The 17,678-nt window shown below is 42.4% G+C and carries 13 protein-coding genes and 1 pseudogene; 2 read left to right on the forward strand and 12 right to left on the reverse strand.

The window, feature by feature from the left end:
- Positions 1 to 7: 7 nt before the first annotated feature.
- A pseudogene (locus tag OCU60_RS21370) lies at positions 8 to 511 on the reverse strand (contractile injection system protein, VgrG/Pvc8 family); the annotation flags it as partial.
- Positions 512 to 949: 438 nt separating this feature from the next.
- Between OCU60_RS21370 and OCU60_RS21375 the strand changes: the two are divergent.
- Positions 950 to 1,144, forward strand: a complete 195-nt coding sequence (locus OCU60_RS21375) for a hypothetical protein (RefSeq protein ID WP_021020225.1) — start codon at positions 950 to 952, stop codon at positions 1,142 to 1,144.
- 128 nt (positions 1,145 to 1,272) lie between these two features.
- Here the strand turns inward: OCU60_RS21375 and OCU60_RS21380 are convergent, their stop codons facing one another.
- The 7 genes from OCU60_RS21380 to OCU60_RS21410 all read right to left on the reverse strand — a co-directional run bounded on the left by OCU60_RS21380 (position 1,273) and on the right by OCU60_RS21410 (position 7,721).
- Complete coding sequence (locus OCU60_RS21380; protein WP_074371159.1) at positions 1,273 to 2,250, reverse strand: PoNi-like cognate immunity protein; 978 nt, start codon at positions 2,248 to 2,250, stop codon at positions 1,273 to 1,275.
- 616 nt (positions 2,251 to 2,866) lie between these two features.
- Complete coding sequence (locus tag OCU60_RS21385; RefSeq protein WP_139302078.1) at positions 2,867 to 3,322, reverse strand: hypothetical protein; 456 nt, start codon at positions 3,320 to 3,322, stop codon at positions 2,867 to 2,869.
- A gap of 5 nt (positions 3,323 to 3,327) precedes the next feature.
- Positions 3,328 to 3,654 (reverse strand): hypothetical protein, encoded by a 327-nt coding sequence (locus tag OCU60_RS21390; RefSeq protein ID WP_074371162.1) that lies wholly within the window; start codon positions 3,652 to 3,654, stop codon positions 3,328 to 3,330.
- Positions 3,648 to 3,971, reverse strand: coding sequence for a lysozyme (locus tag OCU60_RS21395; RefSeq protein ID WP_083602540.1), 324 nt, complete (start codon positions 3,969 to 3,971; stop codon positions 3,648 to 3,650). Before OCU60_RS21395 ends, OCU60_RS21390 begins: the two co-directional genes overlap by 7 nt.
- 201 nt (positions 3,972 to 4,172) lie before the next feature.
- Positions 4,173 to 4,556: a hypothetical protein gene (locus tag OCU60_RS21400; protein ID WP_074371164.1), complete on the reverse strand. Its 384-nt coding sequence runs from the start codon at positions 4,554 to 4,556 to the stop codon at positions 4,173 to 4,175.
- Positions 4,553 to 5,755: a pesticin C-terminus-like muramidase gene (locus OCU60_RS21405; RefSeq protein WP_083602541.1), complete on the reverse strand. Its 1,203-nt coding sequence runs from the start codon at positions 5,753 to 5,755 to the stop codon at positions 4,553 to 4,555. The genes OCU60_RS21400 and OCU60_RS21405 overlap by 4 nt, the downstream gene beginning before the upstream one ends.
- Positions 5,745 to 7,721 carry a type VI secretion system Vgr family protein gene (locus OCU60_RS21410; protein WP_074371165.1) on the reverse strand — a complete coding sequence of 659 codons (1,977 nt, stop codon included), beginning with the start codon at positions 7,719 to 7,721 and terminating at the stop codon, positions 5,745 to 5,747. Before OCU60_RS21410 ends, OCU60_RS21405 begins: the two co-directional genes overlap by 11 nt.
- A 1,417-nt stretch (positions 7,722 to 9,138) precedes the next feature.
- On the opposite strand from OCU60_RS21410, the gene OCU60_RS21415 reads away from it, so the two are divergent.
- The gene (locus tag OCU60_RS21415) at positions 9,139 to 10,920 is read left to right on the forward strand and encodes a hybrid sensor histidine kinase/response regulator (RefSeq protein ID WP_235862114.1); all 1,782 of its coding nucleotides are present in this window, start codon (positions 9,139 to 9,141) and stop codon (positions 10,918 to 10,920) included.
- Positions 10,921 to 10,966: 46 nt separating this feature from the next.
- Here the strand turns inward: OCU60_RS21415 and cqsA are convergent, their stop codons facing one another.
- From cqsA to OCU60_RS21435, 4 genes are all read right to left on the reverse strand, one after another.
- Positions 10,967 to 12,142 (reverse strand): alpha-hydroxyketone-type quorum-sensing autoinducer synthase, encoded by a 1,176-nt coding sequence (gene cqsA / locus OCU60_RS21420; protein ID WP_074371167.1) that lies wholly within the window; start codon positions 12,140 to 12,142, stop codon positions 10,967 to 10,969.
- Between the two features lie 448 nt (positions 12,143 to 12,590).
- Positions 12,591 to 15,668, reverse strand: a complete 3,078-nt coding sequence (locus OCU60_RS21425) for an efflux RND transporter permease subunit (protein ID WP_074371168.1) — start codon at positions 15,666 to 15,668, stop codon at positions 12,591 to 12,593.
- Positions 15,668 to 16,810, reverse strand: coding sequence for an efflux RND transporter periplasmic adaptor subunit (locus OCU60_RS21430; protein ID WP_074371169.1), 1,143 nt, complete (start codon positions 16,808 to 16,810; stop codon positions 15,668 to 15,670). Before OCU60_RS21430 ends, OCU60_RS21425 begins: the two co-directional genes overlap by 1 nt.
- Positions 16,811 to 17,036: 226 nt before the next feature.
- Complete coding sequence (locus tag OCU60_RS21435) at positions 17,037 to 17,573, reverse strand: YgjV family protein (protein ID WP_370738649.1); 537 nt, start codon at positions 17,571 to 17,573, stop codon at positions 17,037 to 17,039.
- Positions 17,574 to 17,678: the final 105 nt, after the last annotated feature.

The raw sequence follows: 17,678 nt of genomic DNA on the forward strand, positions 1-17,678 counted from the left end.
TTGAATAGAGACGGTGGAAAAATTCTAAATCGGTCTCGCGGTACTGGACGCAGTATTCGCGTTTGGCACACTCACGCCGTACCGAAAACGCATAATCATTGATATCCATTTCCTGAAACAGCACCGAGAGGATTTCCGGCACATCCAGTTGCTGGAAGATCCGGCTGTTATGGCGTAGCGACAGTCTTTCCAGAGAAGGCACCAACGTCAGTGAATAGAATGTATGGTGATGCCCGGTATCGCCCCGGCTGAAGTTGCGGATAATGCCGTGAACTTTTTGCACCACTTCCTGATCGCGCAGCACTTCCAGTAATGCACTGCTATCGACCATCTGCTCGAAACTCAGGTCGCTGTTGCGACTGGCAATATCGATAGTATACCGATAGCCATGGACCGATTGACCTTGATCATCCACCGAGTCTGAAATCGATTCGACGCCCTGATAGTCACGGACCACCAATGTCTCATCATTGACGCCATCAATGATGAGTCTGAATCCTAACGTTCCCATAATAAATTGAGTTGTATTGTACGCAGCATAACCTTCATCCAATTTTCATCCGACTGATTGTATACCCGTCTTAATCATCAATAGCGCTTCTCTTTTAGATTCCATCAGAAAAGTGAACTGACTCGAAGAACCTCATACTTTTTCCATACTTGCGTCTATTGTACCAGTGCCTGACGTTCATTAATCTAACCCTGTACCGGAAACATTCCGGGATGGGATTGGTCCCCCGTTGTTAAATACTTGGATAGATAAATACGGTTCTAACCGAGCTGTTTTTATGCGATTATCAGTGCGCCTAAATCATGGTGGGCTGAATCGGGCAGCTTCGGCTGGCCGTCATCCAAGTAGCGGTAGGACCAAACCCGGCTCAGTCCACCACCCAAAGATTGGTCCCTTTCCGTGGTGGAACAACATCATCTATTTTTACTTGGAGTTTATATGTTCGAAACCATTCACTATGATCCACAACTATCACAAAAAGCCCGTGAATACTTACGCCAACTGGAAGAGATTTTTCTGGCGGAACAACGGGAAAACCGACAGGAAATGTGTGAAGTTTTACTCTATCTCAACAACTTAATAACCACCCACTATTGTCGGTATCATGAAGACGGGGATGAAAATATTGCATAAAACCTGATTGGTGTTTGTGATAATCGAGCCGCATTTGCGGCTCGGTTTGATTTAGGCATCATTTTGAGTGGCTTATCTGGATTGATAGAATGAAACTCACAATATAATGAATAGTCTCGAACAACCTCCTATTGACTCACCCAAAAGATACGGTTGCCATTCTCATCTTCTATCGGCCCCGGAGCTCGATCACCACGGTTTAATATAATTTGGTCATTCGTCAGATTACATAAAAAAGTGCCATCTATCGAACATTCATCTCCGGGTAAAACAATATAGTGCTTCTGCTGCTCCATTAGCTCCGGTGCAAACAATTGGTCATACCCCTGTGCTCTGGCGTGATCAACCAAATCTTTTGGATAGTAGAGCATGTGACGGTAACTGCTATCGTCCAAACCATAGAGTAATGTCACCATCCCCGCTTCAAATGCCCAGTAGCCAAAGAAAGTCGGGAATTGACCTTTATGGCGATTATACCAGTAGCAGTCTTTCATCCCTTTATACCAACCTTTGAGATACTGCTTGATACTTTCCTGCCGCTCAGCTTTTGTAGGAGAAACACCATCGCCTTTGATTGCATCGTAAAGATGTTGGTAGGATTTTGGGAAGGCAAGGCTCTCATCTCGTTGCCGAGGAAAACCAATAACTCCCATACGAGCAAGGAAAATACTTAAAATTGGGTCATCTTCACCTTGAGGATTTTTAGATATCATTTCCACAACAGGTAATATAAATTCTTTTTTCCCTAGAAGAATCGAAATACTGTAAATCCATAGGATATATTGATACGCATCTGGCTCCCAATATTTTAGCTGTGTATGCCTAAACGACTTTTTATGGAAAATCAAACAATCGATAAATTGGGTGAACTCACCTTCAACTTTGACAAGGTCAATACCACCTGAGTAACCACAGAGGGAGTGCTCTAAAAATCTAACTACACGATCCCAGCTAACACGTTCTTTTTGTTCAGCGTCATCCGATGAATTTAAAATCTCTAACGCCTTAGAATCATTCCTTACTTTTGTTTCAAAAAAATCACGCTTCTTAAAAAAGACTGTTTCATCTAACAGCGGATCTCTTCTATCAGAATCGAATGTACTCATTGTCACTACCCTAACTTTAGTTTTACTGTAATGGGATTACTTCTATGGAATTCTTATTACTCTATCTCAACAACCTAATCACCACCCACTATTGTCGGTATCATGAAGATGGAGATGAAAATATTGCATAAAGCCTGATGGGTGTTTGTGATGTGATAATCGAGCCGCATTTGCGGCTCGGTTTGATAACGTAATAGATAATAAAATTCATATAAATTCATATATTAACTATTAATACTGAGAAAATATTCCAATCAAGAACATCATCATCTTACCTTGTTTTTAAAGTATTTATTTTCAATAAAATAAATGAAAAAAGAAGCGACCGTGAGACATAAGAAAATAAGTATAACTCGATATGGATGATATCCTATCCAAGTATAAAAAATATACACATTAACTGATATATATGCTAAAAGTTTATAACCATTTTTAACTAAAGATAAAACAATAAAATAAGGAATCATAATATATATAGCTATAAAATTAACAAACCCTAGCTCTATGCCTTTAGACATCACCTCAAAATAATTTACATAAAAGTGACGAAATAAGTCATGAAATGTAATAAATATAAAATATGCCACAAAAGATAGAACTATTTTTAATATTATATTCATAAATATTTCTCTTTCTGTTCAGCATTAATCACCGTACCTAAATTATCCGGAGAATAGTCAGTTACAGTCTCTATCTTTTCATCAAACTCCCAAAAGTGTTCACCATGAACTATTTCATAAGTATATTTTTGTGAAGCAAACAAAGCACCACGTAAGACAAGATAATTATCATATTCATTCGAGTTATCAGCTTCTTTGAAAAAAATGCCTCCATTTCCATATTCTTTCCCTTTGTCAACAACTTTCTGGATATCATTTTCTAAACGATATGTGTCAATAGCAAAGGGAATTTGTCCTATCGCATCAGACCAATATGGAAAATCACCTACCATTGATAACAAATATCCATCTGCACCATTCTCCACAGTTTTCCACAGTTTTCCAATCTCCTGATCCATTTGACCTGAAATAAATTGACCGTCTATCCTCTGCAGAGAAATTTTAAATATCATTGAAATTATTTATTTAAAATTAATTTTTTTACTGTTATTTTTCTCATAACATCACCAAGTCCAAATGTCGCACCACTATGAAATATGATTTCATACTTTTTAGGCAGAATAAATTTGAATTTCCCAGCAACCCAAATCCCATTAATTCTTACTTGACCAGATTTTACAAATATATCTGTAGTACATATATTGCAATCAGCTTTATCTATATTAGTAATAGACCAATTCTCACCCTTTGGAACTGTATATATTTGAGATCTATCCAGTTGTATATCAGCAACACTACTGAAAGAAATCAATAAAAAAGATAGATAAAAAACATGCTTTACCATTTCTTATACACTCCTTGATTGTATACATTTAACTCATAGTTTCTACGATTTTTCAAACTATCATTTTCAATACCCTGAGAGTAAATCCATGCTAACCATACAGCTTTAATATCACTTCCATATTCTTGAGAAGAGCCACCATTCACGATAGTTAATACCGATGAAGATTTAAAATTACCTACCCCAATATTATAACATAATAGAACCAAAGCATCATATTGGTTCTGTAACACATCAACTTCCACATAATCATTTACACAGTCTTCATATTCTTTTAGCTTATCACTAAACAGATCATCAGCTTTATCTTCTTCTATCCCATCCTTATATGTATTCCATTCATTTGTATAAAAACTATAATTAAAGACGTCTGGGAGTCCCCAAACGTCTCATATTGATTACTGATGAATAAGAATTTATATTATTTGCATTTTTCTCTATCTTTGTTTATATCTTTCAGATCACTATCTATAGACCATCTCTTCGAAAAATTCTCATACGTGTTAAAACTTCCAAGGTCATTTAGAATATTCATCACAAACATTACTTCGTCTTTGAATAGCCACATAATCATTAGCATATTTTCTTATTATCATAGGAAACTGAGAATCATAGCTCCCTTCTTTGGCTTTATCAGTAAAACAAACATAGATGCCTTTTTTATTCTCTTTGACAATATTTATTGTATAATTCCAATGTTCACTTTCAATATTTATTTTTGAATTTGTTATTGTAGGAGAAAATGATTTAAAATCAGAAAAATACTTTTCATCATTAGAAATCTTAGGAATGAGGGAACTATTAAATGAAGTTATATCTAGATGCTCATAAATATCTTTCGATGAATATGCCCAACATGAATTTGCTGATATTATTAAAACAATAAACAATCTAATTTTCATAATATTTTCCCTATAAGTTTGGCTTCTTTTTTTCTTCTCGTTGGATATTTATCTTCGAAATCCATAAGATTTTCATACATAGATTTCCAATCTTGATTTATAGCTTGATTCCAAAAATTCACTGTTTCTGTTGACAAATTACCATATTGATAAGAAACAGATGCAATAACAGTTTGAGCTTCTTTTGGTAAACAACCAAATTTTATTTTACTTGCTGAATTATTATATGCCTTTACAACTTTATCTGTTTCTGATTTTTTAACTTTTTCTTCCAAAGAAGACAACTCATCATCAGTTATAGATAATGGATGTTTTTTTAAGTAATCTTGAGCTGTTTTCTTTTTCTTTCCTAAATATGGAGTAAACTTCGTAACTAAATTATCTGAAAGGCCAAGAGATTTTAGATCAGCTAATGAACGAGCCCCAAGATCAAATCCAGAACCAATAGTAACGCCACTCTGACTATTTTCTGGGTCCGGAACATAACCATTTTTCTTACTACCTTCAAGTTGTTTGATGAAATCAAAATCAATATTTACTTCACACTTATCTGGATTATGAGTCCATGATTCTTTCAATGACTCATCTAATGCCAGTATTGTGTTCTGATCCACAATTCCATTAGCTGATTCTAGTTTGTATGATAAATGTACTTTATGGCTAGGAACATAAACATGTTGAAAGTGCCCCAATGAACCTTTTGTTTTCTTTCCAAAATCACCATCAGCACCGGCAACCCCTAAATCAAACCCAAGCTGAATTAGAGCTTTCTGAATTAACTCAACTTCATCTCCCTTATCACCTTTTCGATAAGATTTACGTTTCTTGACCGCAAGCTTGTTAAGAGCTTCCGAAGGTTTTAATAAATCTGACTTCAGAACGGTTGGGATAACATCAAGTACTAACTGGTTGTTTTTCTGCTTCGCTTTATCGTGATCGATATCGACCTCGATTTTAACGCGCGAAACTTTTTCAACCGGAATATTCTTTTTCTTCACTAAATCATCAACTTTCAGAAAGTGCTCAATCTTCTTCCCAAGAACTTTCAGTGCTTCAGGGATTGAATCCAGTATATTTCCCAGTTCATCCACAAGATGAATCGTTGCATTCACTGGTGTTCCATCCGGTAAATTAATTCTCTCACCTAAACGACATTGGCGGTGGCTTGCAATCTCAGCCAATGATTTTTTAGTCGGCATAACTGACTCCTAGTTCAACTCTATCCCCATCAGACAACGGCAACTCTGCCATCTCCCCACCAAACCCACTGCCACTCCCGGCACTGCCACCGGAGTTGAGGTTCACCCCGGCACCGCTGAGGGAAACACCGGACGGATCGACTTTAACGAAGCTGCCACCGGCTTTGAGGGTGATTTCATTACCCGCTTCAATAACGACATGCTCACCGGCTTTGATGTGGATTTCTGTACCGGCTTCATTGACCCACACTTTACCGGCTTTCACATGTAATTCGCCTTCAATCATCAGTGTCTGGCTTTTGGCGATTTTGGTGCGCGCTTCACCGCTGACGGTGTGGTGATCGTTGACCTTGATATGGCTGTAACGGTCATTGTCGATGGTGGTACTTTGGTTATGCTTGATATGCGTGGTCGCGTCGTTCTCGACCAGCGTGTCGGTATCTTTTTGCGCATGGAGATAGATTTTTTCACTGCCCGACTGATCTTCAAAACTCAGTTCGTTATAACCTTCGCCTTGGTGAGTTTCGGTGCGGATCACCGTTTTGGTTTTGTGCTCCGGCAACGGATACGGCGTCACATTATTGGCGTTGTAAGTCCGACCGGTAATGATTGGCTGATCGGGGTCGCCATTGAGGAAATGCACCACCACTTCATGCCCGATGCGCGGTACGGCCATCATGCCATATTGCGCGCCGGCCCAACCTTGGGTCACGCGGAGCCAGCAAGAACTTTGCTCATTCGAGCTGCCATAGCGATCCCATGGGAACTGCACTTTCACCCGGCCATGCTCATCACAATAGATCTCTTCGCCGTCGGGACCGACCACTTTCCCCATGGTCGGAAATTTCAGGATTGGTTTGTTGCGTGGTGTCATCCGCCACACCTGATCACCGCCCACCGCAGCAAACTGGTTGGCGTACGTGGTGGCACCGCTGCCACCGGATTCTTCCAGCGCTTGCGGCTGACTGCCCTGATGGGTGACCTGAATCAGCAGATAATTGCGATTCATCTCACCATCCAAGTGCTCCATCAAATCAAAACGCTTCCCGGCCTGAAGTTGCACCTCATTACTTTTACCGCTGAAGGTATGCGCATGTCGGCGCAAAGCTTCAAGGCGAATTTGTGTAAACGCCTGACCGCTGGGGTCGTCTTTAAATCGTCCCGGCTGGTCAAAGTGCTCATAGTCACCGCGCTGATAACTCATATCAGCGCCAGTGGCGGACTGGGCCAGATTGTAGGATGGCTTTTTAAAACTGTAATCGCCCAGTCGGACGTCACTGACGTCCATTTGTTTATGCTCGGTCAGGGTCGAGACATACGGAGTTTCAAACACCCCGCCGGACAGCGCGTTATACGGTACCGGCATGGCAAGACGGCCGAACCCTTCGGAATTATCGGTGATGACTAACACATGCTTGTCTTGCTGATGCTCAAAGTGGTACATCAGCCCTTCTTCAGCCGCCAGACGGTGGAAAAATTCTAAATCGGTCTCGCGGTACTGGACGCAGTATTCGCGTTTGGCACACTCACGCCGTACCGAAAACGCATAATCATTGATATCCATTTCCTGAAACAGCACCGAGAGAATTTCCGGCACATCCAGTTGCTGGAAGATCCGGCTGTTATGGCGCAGCGACAGTCTTTCCAGAGAAGGCACTAACGTCAGTGAATAGAATGTATGGTGATGCCCGGTATCGCCCCGGCTGAAGTTGCGGATAATGCCGTGCACTTTTTGCACCACTTCCTGATCGCGCAGCACTTCCAGTAATGCACTGCTATCGACCATCTGCTCGAAACTCAGGTCGCTGTTGCGACTGGCAATATCGATAGTATACCGATAGCCATGGACCGATTGACCTTGATCATCCACCGAGTCTGAAATCGATTCGACGCCCTGATAGTCACGGACCACCAATGTCTCATCATTGATGCCATCAATGGTGAGTCTGAATCCTAACGTTGCCATGTAAACACCCTTCGTGTGCTTTCTTTATGATTGTTGGGACATGGTGACTGAACACTGTTTAACCAAGTCTTTCCTGAGCCACCACGCTACCGCAGTCAGATGATTGATATAAAATAAAAATTAATCTGCAAGTCGGACCATTATATGCAACATGCAGGTTAGGATTCACGCATTATCAAGTCAGTTTGATTTTGGGAAGGCGATTTTTTGAATGGAGATAACATTTCTGTGTTTAGACGGATGGTGTCGGCACTGCAATGTTCCAGTTTTGGGGCCGGAGACTGGGAGATAAAACTTTGCAAGTCGCGTTTTGGTGCGCGTTATCAGGGTCGCTTTTATTCGCTCCTGCTCACGAAAAGCTTAAAATTCATCCCTGAATTTTACCCTGAGATCATCGTTCAAGTCGGCTCTTAAAATGTTTCTCTCAATTCAAATAAGCCACTCAACCAAGAAAACCATTCATGGAAGAATGGTTAGGCTTTTCCGGGCAGGACGCCCGTAAAAGCGGGTTCTGGACAACGCGCGCCTTAGCCAAACAAAAAAGATTTTCTGGTTCGTCTTTCATCTCTGAAAGATGAACTGGCGCACAGAGTACCCATGCCTATGAAATCGGAAAACACAATTGTGCGTCACAATTTGGAGCCGAAGACTAGGGATATAAAAATTGAGGTACAGTGATTTGGTGCGCAATTACTTTCACCGGTTTAAATTACATTTCCGACAGCGCCCCAGTTCCTTGTTATTGATGCGAAGATAACTATCGTTACGATTCATTGCGTAAAGCCTCTCGTTATTGCGTCGGGCATCGAAGTCCCTTTAACTTTGAACAACACAATGTCGCTTAGTAAAGTATCCAGCCAATCTGAGCCCCCATCAAATCAACACAAAACCCAATTAATCATAATAAATTCAATTGCTTTTATTTACACAAAAGAGAATAAAAATCATCAGCAGCTCACCGCTTATCAATCCCATATTCCACAACAGCCATATAAAACACATGCTTAATACAAAAGGGCATTTCTCTTAGATGTATAATCAGGTAGTCTTGTCGTTACAAAATATAAAAGTTAGACCATCACATTGCTGACATCGTGACCGTAATCTAACAGACAATTGTTCGGTTTGGGCTAGAAAATCCATGAGTGCTATCAAGAAAATATACCAACATATAGAACCTAACCTTACATTTATTAGTTGTATGGGGGTTATAGGATTTCCTCTCTATTACTATATCTGGGGAACTCTTTACCCTCAGCCTTATGAGACTTTGGGATTACGTCTGTTCTGTTCTATTTTGTTTATTCCGCTCGTTTTTCGGAAGTATCTTCATCCTTCATTAATGCGTTACCTCCCACATTATTATCTCGTGACAGTGGGAATATCTTTACCTTTCTTTTTCGGCTATATGCTGATTATGAACAATTGGTCCACGATTTGGGTTATGTCTCTGTTGGCCTCAATATTTCTGCATATTCTCGTCATCTATGAAACCAAGGTCATGCTGTCTCAGGCCGTTATTTCATTCATCTTTGCCTATACCTCCGCTTATTATGTCAATGATCACCAGATGACTGCGTCAGTTGAATGGTCCTACATACCCATTTTTTTATTTGTTTATATATATGGAAGCATATTCTATGTAAAAGGTAAGAATGTACATGAAGCCAAAATTTCAATTGCGAAATCCTTCGGTGCAGGGATTGCTCATGAAATGCGTAACCCACTCAGTGCCATCAGATCATCTGTAGACCTGCTTCAATCGCTGCTTCATACTAAGCATCCGACCGACTCGGTCCCCCATTACACGATCGAACAACGTGATTATCAGACGGTCAATGAGCTGCTTGACAATATGAGTAACACGGTTGATTCTGCGAATGAAACCATCAATCTGCTCCTTACTTCTATAGATCAAAACCGAATTCCGACATCGACGTTCAAAATCTACGCTGCCAGTGATATTGCACAACATGCCATCCAATCGTTCAGTTATAAAAACCCACTGGATCGGCTGGCTATTAATATTAATATCGAAGATGATTTCAGATTTCTGGGCAGTGATATTTTACTAAAGTATGCTTTTTACAATTTATTCAAAAATGCATTCTATTACCAAAATAACGAAAATTTTAATATTAATATTTCGATTACCAAACAAGAAAAGTGGAATCAAATAACGGTTACAGACAATGGCGCCGGGATTGCTAAAGAGCACCTGCAAGACATTTTTCAAGACTTCTATACACACGGTAAAAATGGAGGATACGGCTTGGGATTACCATTCTGCCGACGCATTATGGAAGCTTTCGGTGGCAAAATTGAATGTACTTCCGAGTTAGGGCAATGGACTGAATTTACACTCTTATTCCCGACCGAGTCATCTTCGGAAATGAGAAAACTCAAAGAAGAATTGGTCAATGCGAAGTCCTTACTTTACATTGGCAACGAGAGTGACCTTCGACTGCGGCTGAAAAAACAGGCACAGCAGATGGGGTTTCATATCGAGAGCATCACATTGACAGAAGCGGTCAAGCGCAAAGAATATGATTTCGAGTTTGACGTGATTATGGTCGATCTCAACCAAGTAAATCGTCAGTGGGATCTGCTTACTGTTCTGGAATCTCAGCTTCATTTCTCTGAAGCGCAAATTCATTATATTTATGATGCCGGCAGCCAGTATCCGATCCATATCGAGCGCCATCTTTCTGTCTATCCGCTGGAAAGAAACTATCTACTTGATCAAAGCTCCCCGATTTTATATCACTTATTTTTTGAGCTGCCAGAAAGAATTGAAGCCGATAGAAACGTGATCCCGCTCAAGCAGGAGCGCACCGAAAAATGCATCTTGATCGTGGACGATAATCATTCAGTGCGTAATCTGACTGCCATTCTTTTAGAGAAGCAGGGCTACCATGTTTTACAGGCATCAAATGGTCAAGAGGCTCTGGGAACGATAGAAATGCACGAGGTTGACCTGATTCTGATGGACATTGAGATGCCCGTTCTTGATGGCATCGAAACAACCAGTACGATTCGCCGTTCCCAGAAACCTTATCGACATATTCCAATTCTTGGTCACACGGGTGATACCAATACACCAACGCTGAAACGGATTCGGAATTCAGGTATGAATGACTATATTATTAAGCCAGCAGATACTGCTAACTTACTGGATAAATTAGCAGACTGGATATAATATAGGTATCATATCGACACATAGAAATTCAACACTATGCTATAACCTATTTAAAAAACACCTCATCATTTTGAACTAATAAATGACAGACGGATAATATTTTATCAATATCACTATCCGTCATAGAACTATTCAAGGAAAACCGAATTAGGTTGCTATTCTTAGGCGTCGCTGGACGGCAAAAAACAGCCCCAAATATTCCATTATTTTCTAAAATATCACGGACTAACTCAGTATTTCCCTCATCTCCAGTTTCTATTGATATGATCTGAGACTGACTTCTAATTTTAATACCGAGTTGAATGAGTCCTTTTCTGAGTTTATCTGAGAGATAAAAGAGACGATGTCTTCGATCATCTGATTCAGAGATTAAATCTAATATGGCACTAAGTGTATCGATATCATAAGGCAATAGAGCAGAACTAAATATCGCAGGATAACTCACAAAAGGTATACACTGATTAACATTATTATTTGCCCATATAGCACCGGCTCTGTACGCAAAAGATTTAGCTAGGCTGGCAGTCATAAAATCAACTTCTCTTGATAAATTCAGCTCCTCAATCAAACCAGCCCCATGTTTACCATAGATACCCAAAGAGTGAGATTCATCAATCACAGTCGCACAGCCAAACTCTTTTGCAATCTCAACAAGCTCTTTCAATGGTGTGATCGTACCTAATGTACTGTATATCGAATCGACAGCAATGATTCCCGGGCCATGTCTTTTAATTAATTTTCGTAGATGCTTCATGTTATTATGCATAAACGGATGTACTTTCGCATTTGCATATCGAGCCCCCTCCCATACTGACATATGAGTGAAAAAATCAATATAAACATTCGTATCCGGAGAGCAAATTGCTTGTAATAACCCAACGTTAGCGTTCCACCCAGATTGTGAGAGTAAGCAACTATCAAAGTTAGTAAATTCTGAAAGTCGCTGCTCTATAGACGGCTTAGAATTTTCATCTTGCAGATAAATGGCAGACATTAAGATGCTATCATCCATTCTCATAATTGAGTCGACCATTTGATGCTTTATAGTGCTATTATTTGCCAAACATAAATAATCATTACTTTGCATTACAATATCTTTACTACTGGGACGCTTACCTAAAACAAGATGTTTCCCGTTTTTATTAAATTCAATTAAGTCATGAATATGAAAATTGATCTTTGACTGAATAAAATCTGGTAATTTTTTACTAATATTGTTCATAACACCACCTCTGTGTTTTATATGTAGGCAGCAACATTCTCTCAATAAAAAAACACTTGTCATCAAAACAAATAAATTATTTTGCGTATCATTACAGATTCAATTATATTAAATTTAATGTTATTTACACATCATTACCATTTGGAGGTTTAATTAATTTAGAATATTTAATCTAATTAGATAAAACTTGTAATTTTTAAATATTTCCAATTTATTAAATTTTTACTATTAAATAATTTCAACGAGTTAAAATATTATTTTCACAACAAGTAATTCGCTGAAAAAACACACATAAATACTCAATCAAATGAATATTAAATTCAAGTGAAAAGTCGGACCTCAGATAATATTCACTCTAAATAATTCATCACATTATAACGCTTTCGAGGTACTTCTTAAAAAAGAGCGCTACCATACATTGGCAGCGCTGCTAGCAATAGGAAAGCGTTTATGTCTCTTGCTGTGATACTCCCCGCTTTTCCCACTGTAAGACCAGACTAATCGCAGCCGGTAATGCCGTTAACGTAATCACGGTTGCCGCCATTAATCCACCAATGATGGCATATGCCATTGGCCCCCAGAAAACTTGTCTGGCAATTGGAATCATGCCAAGAATGGCAGCAAAAGCCGTCAGCAGAATGGGTCTGGCACGATGTGTTGCAGCCATGACTATCGACTGATGCGCCCCATTGCCTCGCTTCAGATTATCATCCACCTCAGAAATCAGAATCACCGCATTACGAATAATCATACCGACCAAGGCAATCACGCCAAGCAACGCGACAAAACCGACGGGGGTGCCTGTGGGTAACATCGCTGCGACAATCCCGATCAACCCAAATGGTGCGGTACACAATGCCAGCATCATGCTGGAGAAACGCCGGAGCTGAATCATCAACAAGGTCAGCATCACAATGAGCGTTACCGGTAAAACCGCGTAAATTGACTCATTCCCTTTTTCTGACTCGCTGACAGTGCCTTCTTCTGTGACTTCGTAACCGGCAGGTAACTGCTGCCTGAATGCTTCGATCTGAGGGACTAACTCGGAAGAGACTTTCTCTGCCATGATCCCGGGCGCGATATCTGTCTGGACAGTAATAAAAGGTTCCAGCTGACGTCGCCAGATAATCGGATCCGTAATGGTATATTCGACTGTTGCCACTTGCCTGAGTGGAATGACTTGATCCTGACCGAGCGAAATTTGCAGGTTCTCTATTGTTTCAATATCCTGCTGCTCACTCACGCCACCTTTCACCACAATACTGACCGGATGAATCCCTTCCCGTAGTGATGTAATTGTCTGACCAGAGAAAATCGTCGCCAACTGTTCTGCAATTTGCTGGCGGCTCAGCCCGACAGCCCGGGCGGCAGTTTGATCAACATCGACACGCAGTAAGCGCTGTGGTTCTCCGGATGTCAGGTTGATATCCCGGGTGTCCGAATGTTCAGCAACCACATTCGCCAGTGACTGGGCATATGCCCGAACTTGATTCAGATCCGGCCCACTGACCCGATAACGCAACGGCCAACCGACCGGCGGCCCAAGTTCTAATGGCGAGACACGTGTAATCCATTCTCCGAAATCACGCTGCATGATGGTTTGTAACTCTTTGCGCAGCGTGTTGCGCTGCTCAATATCTTTAGCCACGACGACAACTTGGGCAATATTTTCCTGATTCAGCAAAATATCCATCGGCAAATAGAATCGCACGGCTCCGGAACCAACGTAACTCGAAAACAGCGCCACTTTAGGGTTATTTGCCAACTGAGCTTCCAGTTTTTTGACCTCAGCCAGCGTGTCAGTCTGAGCCACATTTGCCGGTAATCTCAAACTAACAAGCAGCTCAGGACGGTCAGATGCCGGGAAGAATTCAGAATGGAGCCGTTCAGATAACGCACCGGCGGCGACCAACAAAGATATCGCCAGAACAATGGTTTTCCATCGATGGTAAAGGACACCATCCATCAACCGCTGATACCCGGCAGAAAATCGTCCTTGCCTGGTCTGATGAGCTTTCCGGTTCTCCGGTAATAACCATACCCCTAATAACGGCGAGAAAAGAATGGCAACAATCCATGAACTGGCAAGTGATACCATCACCACCACAAACAGCGAATAGCAATATTCCCCGGCGCCTGAGGCCGCGAATCCGACCGGAATAAAGCCTGCAATAGTTACCAGTGTTCCCGTTAACATGGGAAATGCGGTATTTTGATAAGCCCACGCAGCCGCTTTTTTCCGCGGCCAGCCATCTTCCAACTTGGAAACCATCGCTTCAATTGTGATCATGGCATCATCAACCAACAAGCCGAGCGAGATGATCAACGCCCCGAGAGAGATGCGCTGAAAACCGATACCGGCAATCTCCATCCCGGAAAAAGTCATGGCGAGCACAATCGGAATTGACACTGCGACGACCAAGCCAGCTCTGGTGCCCAAAGACACAAACGACACCGCGAGCACTATCACGACCGCCTCGATCAGTACCTTGACGAAACCACCGACGGCATCTTTGACCACTGCGGATTGGTCGGCCACGGTGGTGACTTCAATCCCATATGGCAAATGATTCTGAATCCGGGACATTGCGTGACGTAAGTCCTGCCCGAATTTTAACATATTGCCATCAGGCGACATCGAAATCGCCAGCCCGATAGCCGCCTTGCCATTGACCCGAAACGCTGGTTTCGGGGGCTGTTCGGCTTGCGTATAAATGTTGGCGATATCGCGCAGGGGAATAAAACGATCATGGATGCGTAGTACAATCTCTTTCAGGCTTTCGGCCGAGCGGAATGCACCACTGACCTGAACAGATATCCGTTCATCATCCGTCCGAATCACGCCTGCTGGCGTCACGGCATTTTGTGCCTGTAAACTGTCAATCACCTCTTTGAGATTCAATCCGAGCCCTGCCAGCCGCTTGGATGAAATGGCCAGCACAACCTGTTGCTCCTGTGCGCCCATCACTTCAATCTTACTGACGTAGGGCACTCGCATCAGGATTGACCGCACGTCATCCACTTTATGACGCAGCTCTTTCATGCTGAATCCATCGGCCGTGAATGCGAAAATCGTCCCGAAGGTATCGGCAAATTCATCATTGACCGCAGGGCCGATAACACCACTCGGCAGCTCAGGGGACAGATCCAACATTTTCTTACGCGTCTGATACCAGATATCCGCCACTTGGTCTGGCGGTGTACTGTCGCGTAAGTTGACAAAAATGACCGTTTCTCCGGCTCGGGTATAACTTCTCAAATGATCAAGATAAGGGATCTCTTGTAGCTTCTTTTCTAACTTATCGGTTAGAAACTGCGTGGTTTCTTCAATCGTCGCCCCCGGCCAATGCGCCGAAACCACCGCAATTTTGACAGTAAACTCTGGATCTTCATTACGCGGTAAATTTTGAAAACTGATAATCCCCATGACAACGATCATCAACATCAAAAACGACACCATTTGTTGATTTTCCAGTGCCCAAGCGGAGAGGTTGAAGCGCTCTTCAGATGAATGAGATGCCATCATTACTCTCCCTGCATCAGGCGGACTTTCAACCCGGGTTGCAGTTGATTGACACCGGCAATGACAACCTGATCACCGGCATCAAGCCCTGAGGAGACATAAAGCGCATCGTCGCTGTAGCGAGTGACCGCTATCAACTTCAGGCGAAGCTCACTGCTCTGTCCATCGACCACATAAACAGCCGGCTGATCGCCTTGACGCGTCAAAGCGGCTTTCGGCACGATAACCTGATCAATGGTGGGGAGTTGTAATTGCCCTTTGACAATCGCGCCCAGCCCCATCAATTCTGGCGGATCAATCAGCGTAACCCGGACGCGGTATGTCCGGGTATACGGGTCGGCCTGCGGGGTGATATCGCGTAATTTAGCGCGTGTTTTGATCTCAGGATTGGAGAGAAGCGAGACCGTAATTTGCGGGTCTTCAATCCGAGTCTGTAAAACCTGCTCCGGCACTTCAAACACGGCGTCCAACTGACCATTGTAGGCGAGTTTAAAGACCTGTTGCCCCGCACTGACAACCTGTCCGGGGTTGGCATTGGTCTCACTGATCACGCCATCTTGTGGCGCAATCAGATGAGTAAACTGTAAATTGTCTTGCGCATCTTTGACGGCAGCCTGAGCCCTGTCAAGCTGGGAAGCAGCGGCTTGCCAGTCTGATTTTGCCTCATCGTAACGAGCGCGCGAGATCGCCCCGTTGGGTAATAGTTTTTTCATCCGGGCAAGGGTTCGCCGGGCGAGGGTTGCCGCCGATTTCGCATTATCCAGTTCAGCGTTGGCTTGCTTGAGTGCATTATTCGCATTACTGGGATCCAAGGTCGCTAAAACCGTCCCTTGATGCACGAGATCACCGACATCAAACCGACGCTCAAGCACACGTCCGGCGATACGGAACCCCAGCACCGTTTGCTGATAGGCTTCAATATCACCGACTTGTGTCACAACCGGCGTGGTTTTCACCGATGAGACCACCATGGTTTTGACCGGACGAATTGGTTTTGGCTCAACCGTCACCGGACGCGCATCATCATAACACGCGGTTAATCCACTGATTAAAATCCATAGCCCAAGCCACTGTCGCCCAACGCGAGACCGAGAAAACCGACCAACAATGGCTGGCGGTCTTTTCTGACAAATACGAAACGTCATTAGGATGTTCTCCTACTATTTTTATTTTGAACTCAATTGATATTACCGATTTATGGATCAGAATGAATGGAAATATCATGAATATAAGTGTGGTCAGACCGGACAAGCAGTCCGGGCATTCAAATCGGGGAACATGTTTGGAAGGAGGGTCTCACAGTGAGGCGGTGTGGGCTGTCATTACCATGAGACGTCATGTGAGCTTATCGTAAAAATGGTGCCATCATATTTAACATTCCGGCGTTTTCACCAACAAATTTCTCGCTTGTCGATGAATGCGATATATCGTTAACAGGTTCATACTCAATAGCGAGGTTTCCAACATAACCCCACCAATTGAGCCCACAATCATGTTATTGGTGAGCCAGCATATTCCGCCCAACAGAAACCCGATCCGCATTTTAATACCGGAAAGGCAGAAAACTGAATAGGTGCCGATAACTGTCCCCACCACTGACCAGAGATCCCACCAATGATCTGCCATCCATACACCGCTGACGAGAGTGATCACAATAAAGACCGCAGCAACGCGGATCGAAGAGACAAAGATAGCGGTGGTGGTTCGTGCGGCAGACAACATTGTGCTCAGTGCCGAAACCGTTGAACCCAGTAACAGATAATGAATACAGTGATTCAGGTTGAAAACCAGCATCACGATTTTCAGACGCCGATCATTCTTCTGATAAAAAGTCGAAAGCCCTAACGCAAAACTGACCAAACCTAATGCTTGCGCCAATGTATCATTGACAAAAATTGTGTCACCCACAGCAATACTCTCACCCTGAAATTTACAAAAAAGTAAATATAATCAATTGAATAAAAACAAAAACAGTCATAAATCCGAACAATTACTTGCGCAATAGTTGCACAA

Source organism: Vibrio spartinae, assembly GCF_024347135.1.
Lineage (GTDB): Bacteria > Pseudomonadota > Gammaproteobacteria > Enterobacterales > Vibrionaceae > Vibrio > Vibrio spartinae.

Excerpts from the sequence above, each read along its gene's own strand:
- OCU60_RS21375 (WP_021020225.1), top strand. The coding sequence starts at position 950 with ATGTTCGAAACCATTCACTATGATCCACAACTATCACAAAAAGCCCGT.
- OCU60_RS21405 (WP_083602541.1), bottom strand. The coding sequence starts at position 5,755 with ATGCCGACTAAAAAATCATTGGCTGAGATTGCAAGCCACCGCCAATGT.
- OCU60_RS21385 (WP_139302078.1), bottom strand. The coding sequence starts at position 3,322 with ATGATATTTAAAATTTCTCTGCAGAGGATAGACGGTCAATTTATTTCA.
- cqsA (WP_074371167.1), bottom strand. The coding sequence starts at position 12,142 with ATGAACAATATTAGTAAAAAATTACCAGATTTTATTCAGTCAAAGATC.
- OCU60_RS21430 (WP_074371169.1), bottom strand. The coding sequence starts at position 16,810 with ATGACGTTTCGTATTTGTCAGAAAAGACCGCCAGCCATTGTTGGTCGG.
- OCU60_RS21410 (WP_074371165.1), bottom strand. The coding sequence starts at position 7,721 with ATGGCAACGTTAGGATTCAGACTCACCATTGATGGCATCAATGATGAG.
- OCU60_RS21415 (WP_235862114.1), top strand. The coding sequence starts at position 9,139 with ATGAACAATTGGTCCACGATTTGGGTTATGTCTCTGTTGGCCTCAATA.
- OCU60_RS21390 (WP_074371162.1), bottom strand. The coding sequence starts at position 3,654 with ATGGTAAAGCATGTTTTTTATCTATCTTTTTTATTGATTTCTTTCAGT.
- OCU60_RS21400 (WP_074371164.1), bottom strand. The coding sequence starts at position 4,556 with ATGAAAATTAGATTGTTTATTGTTTTAATAATATCAGCAAATTCATGT.
- OCU60_RS21380 (WP_074371159.1), bottom strand. The coding sequence starts at position 2,250 with ATGAGTACATTCGATTCTGATAGAAGAGATCCGCTGTTAGATGAAACA.
- OCU60_RS21425 (WP_074371168.1), bottom strand. The coding sequence starts at position 15,668 with ATGATGGCATCTCATTCATCTGAAGAGCGCTTCAACCTCTCCGCTTGG.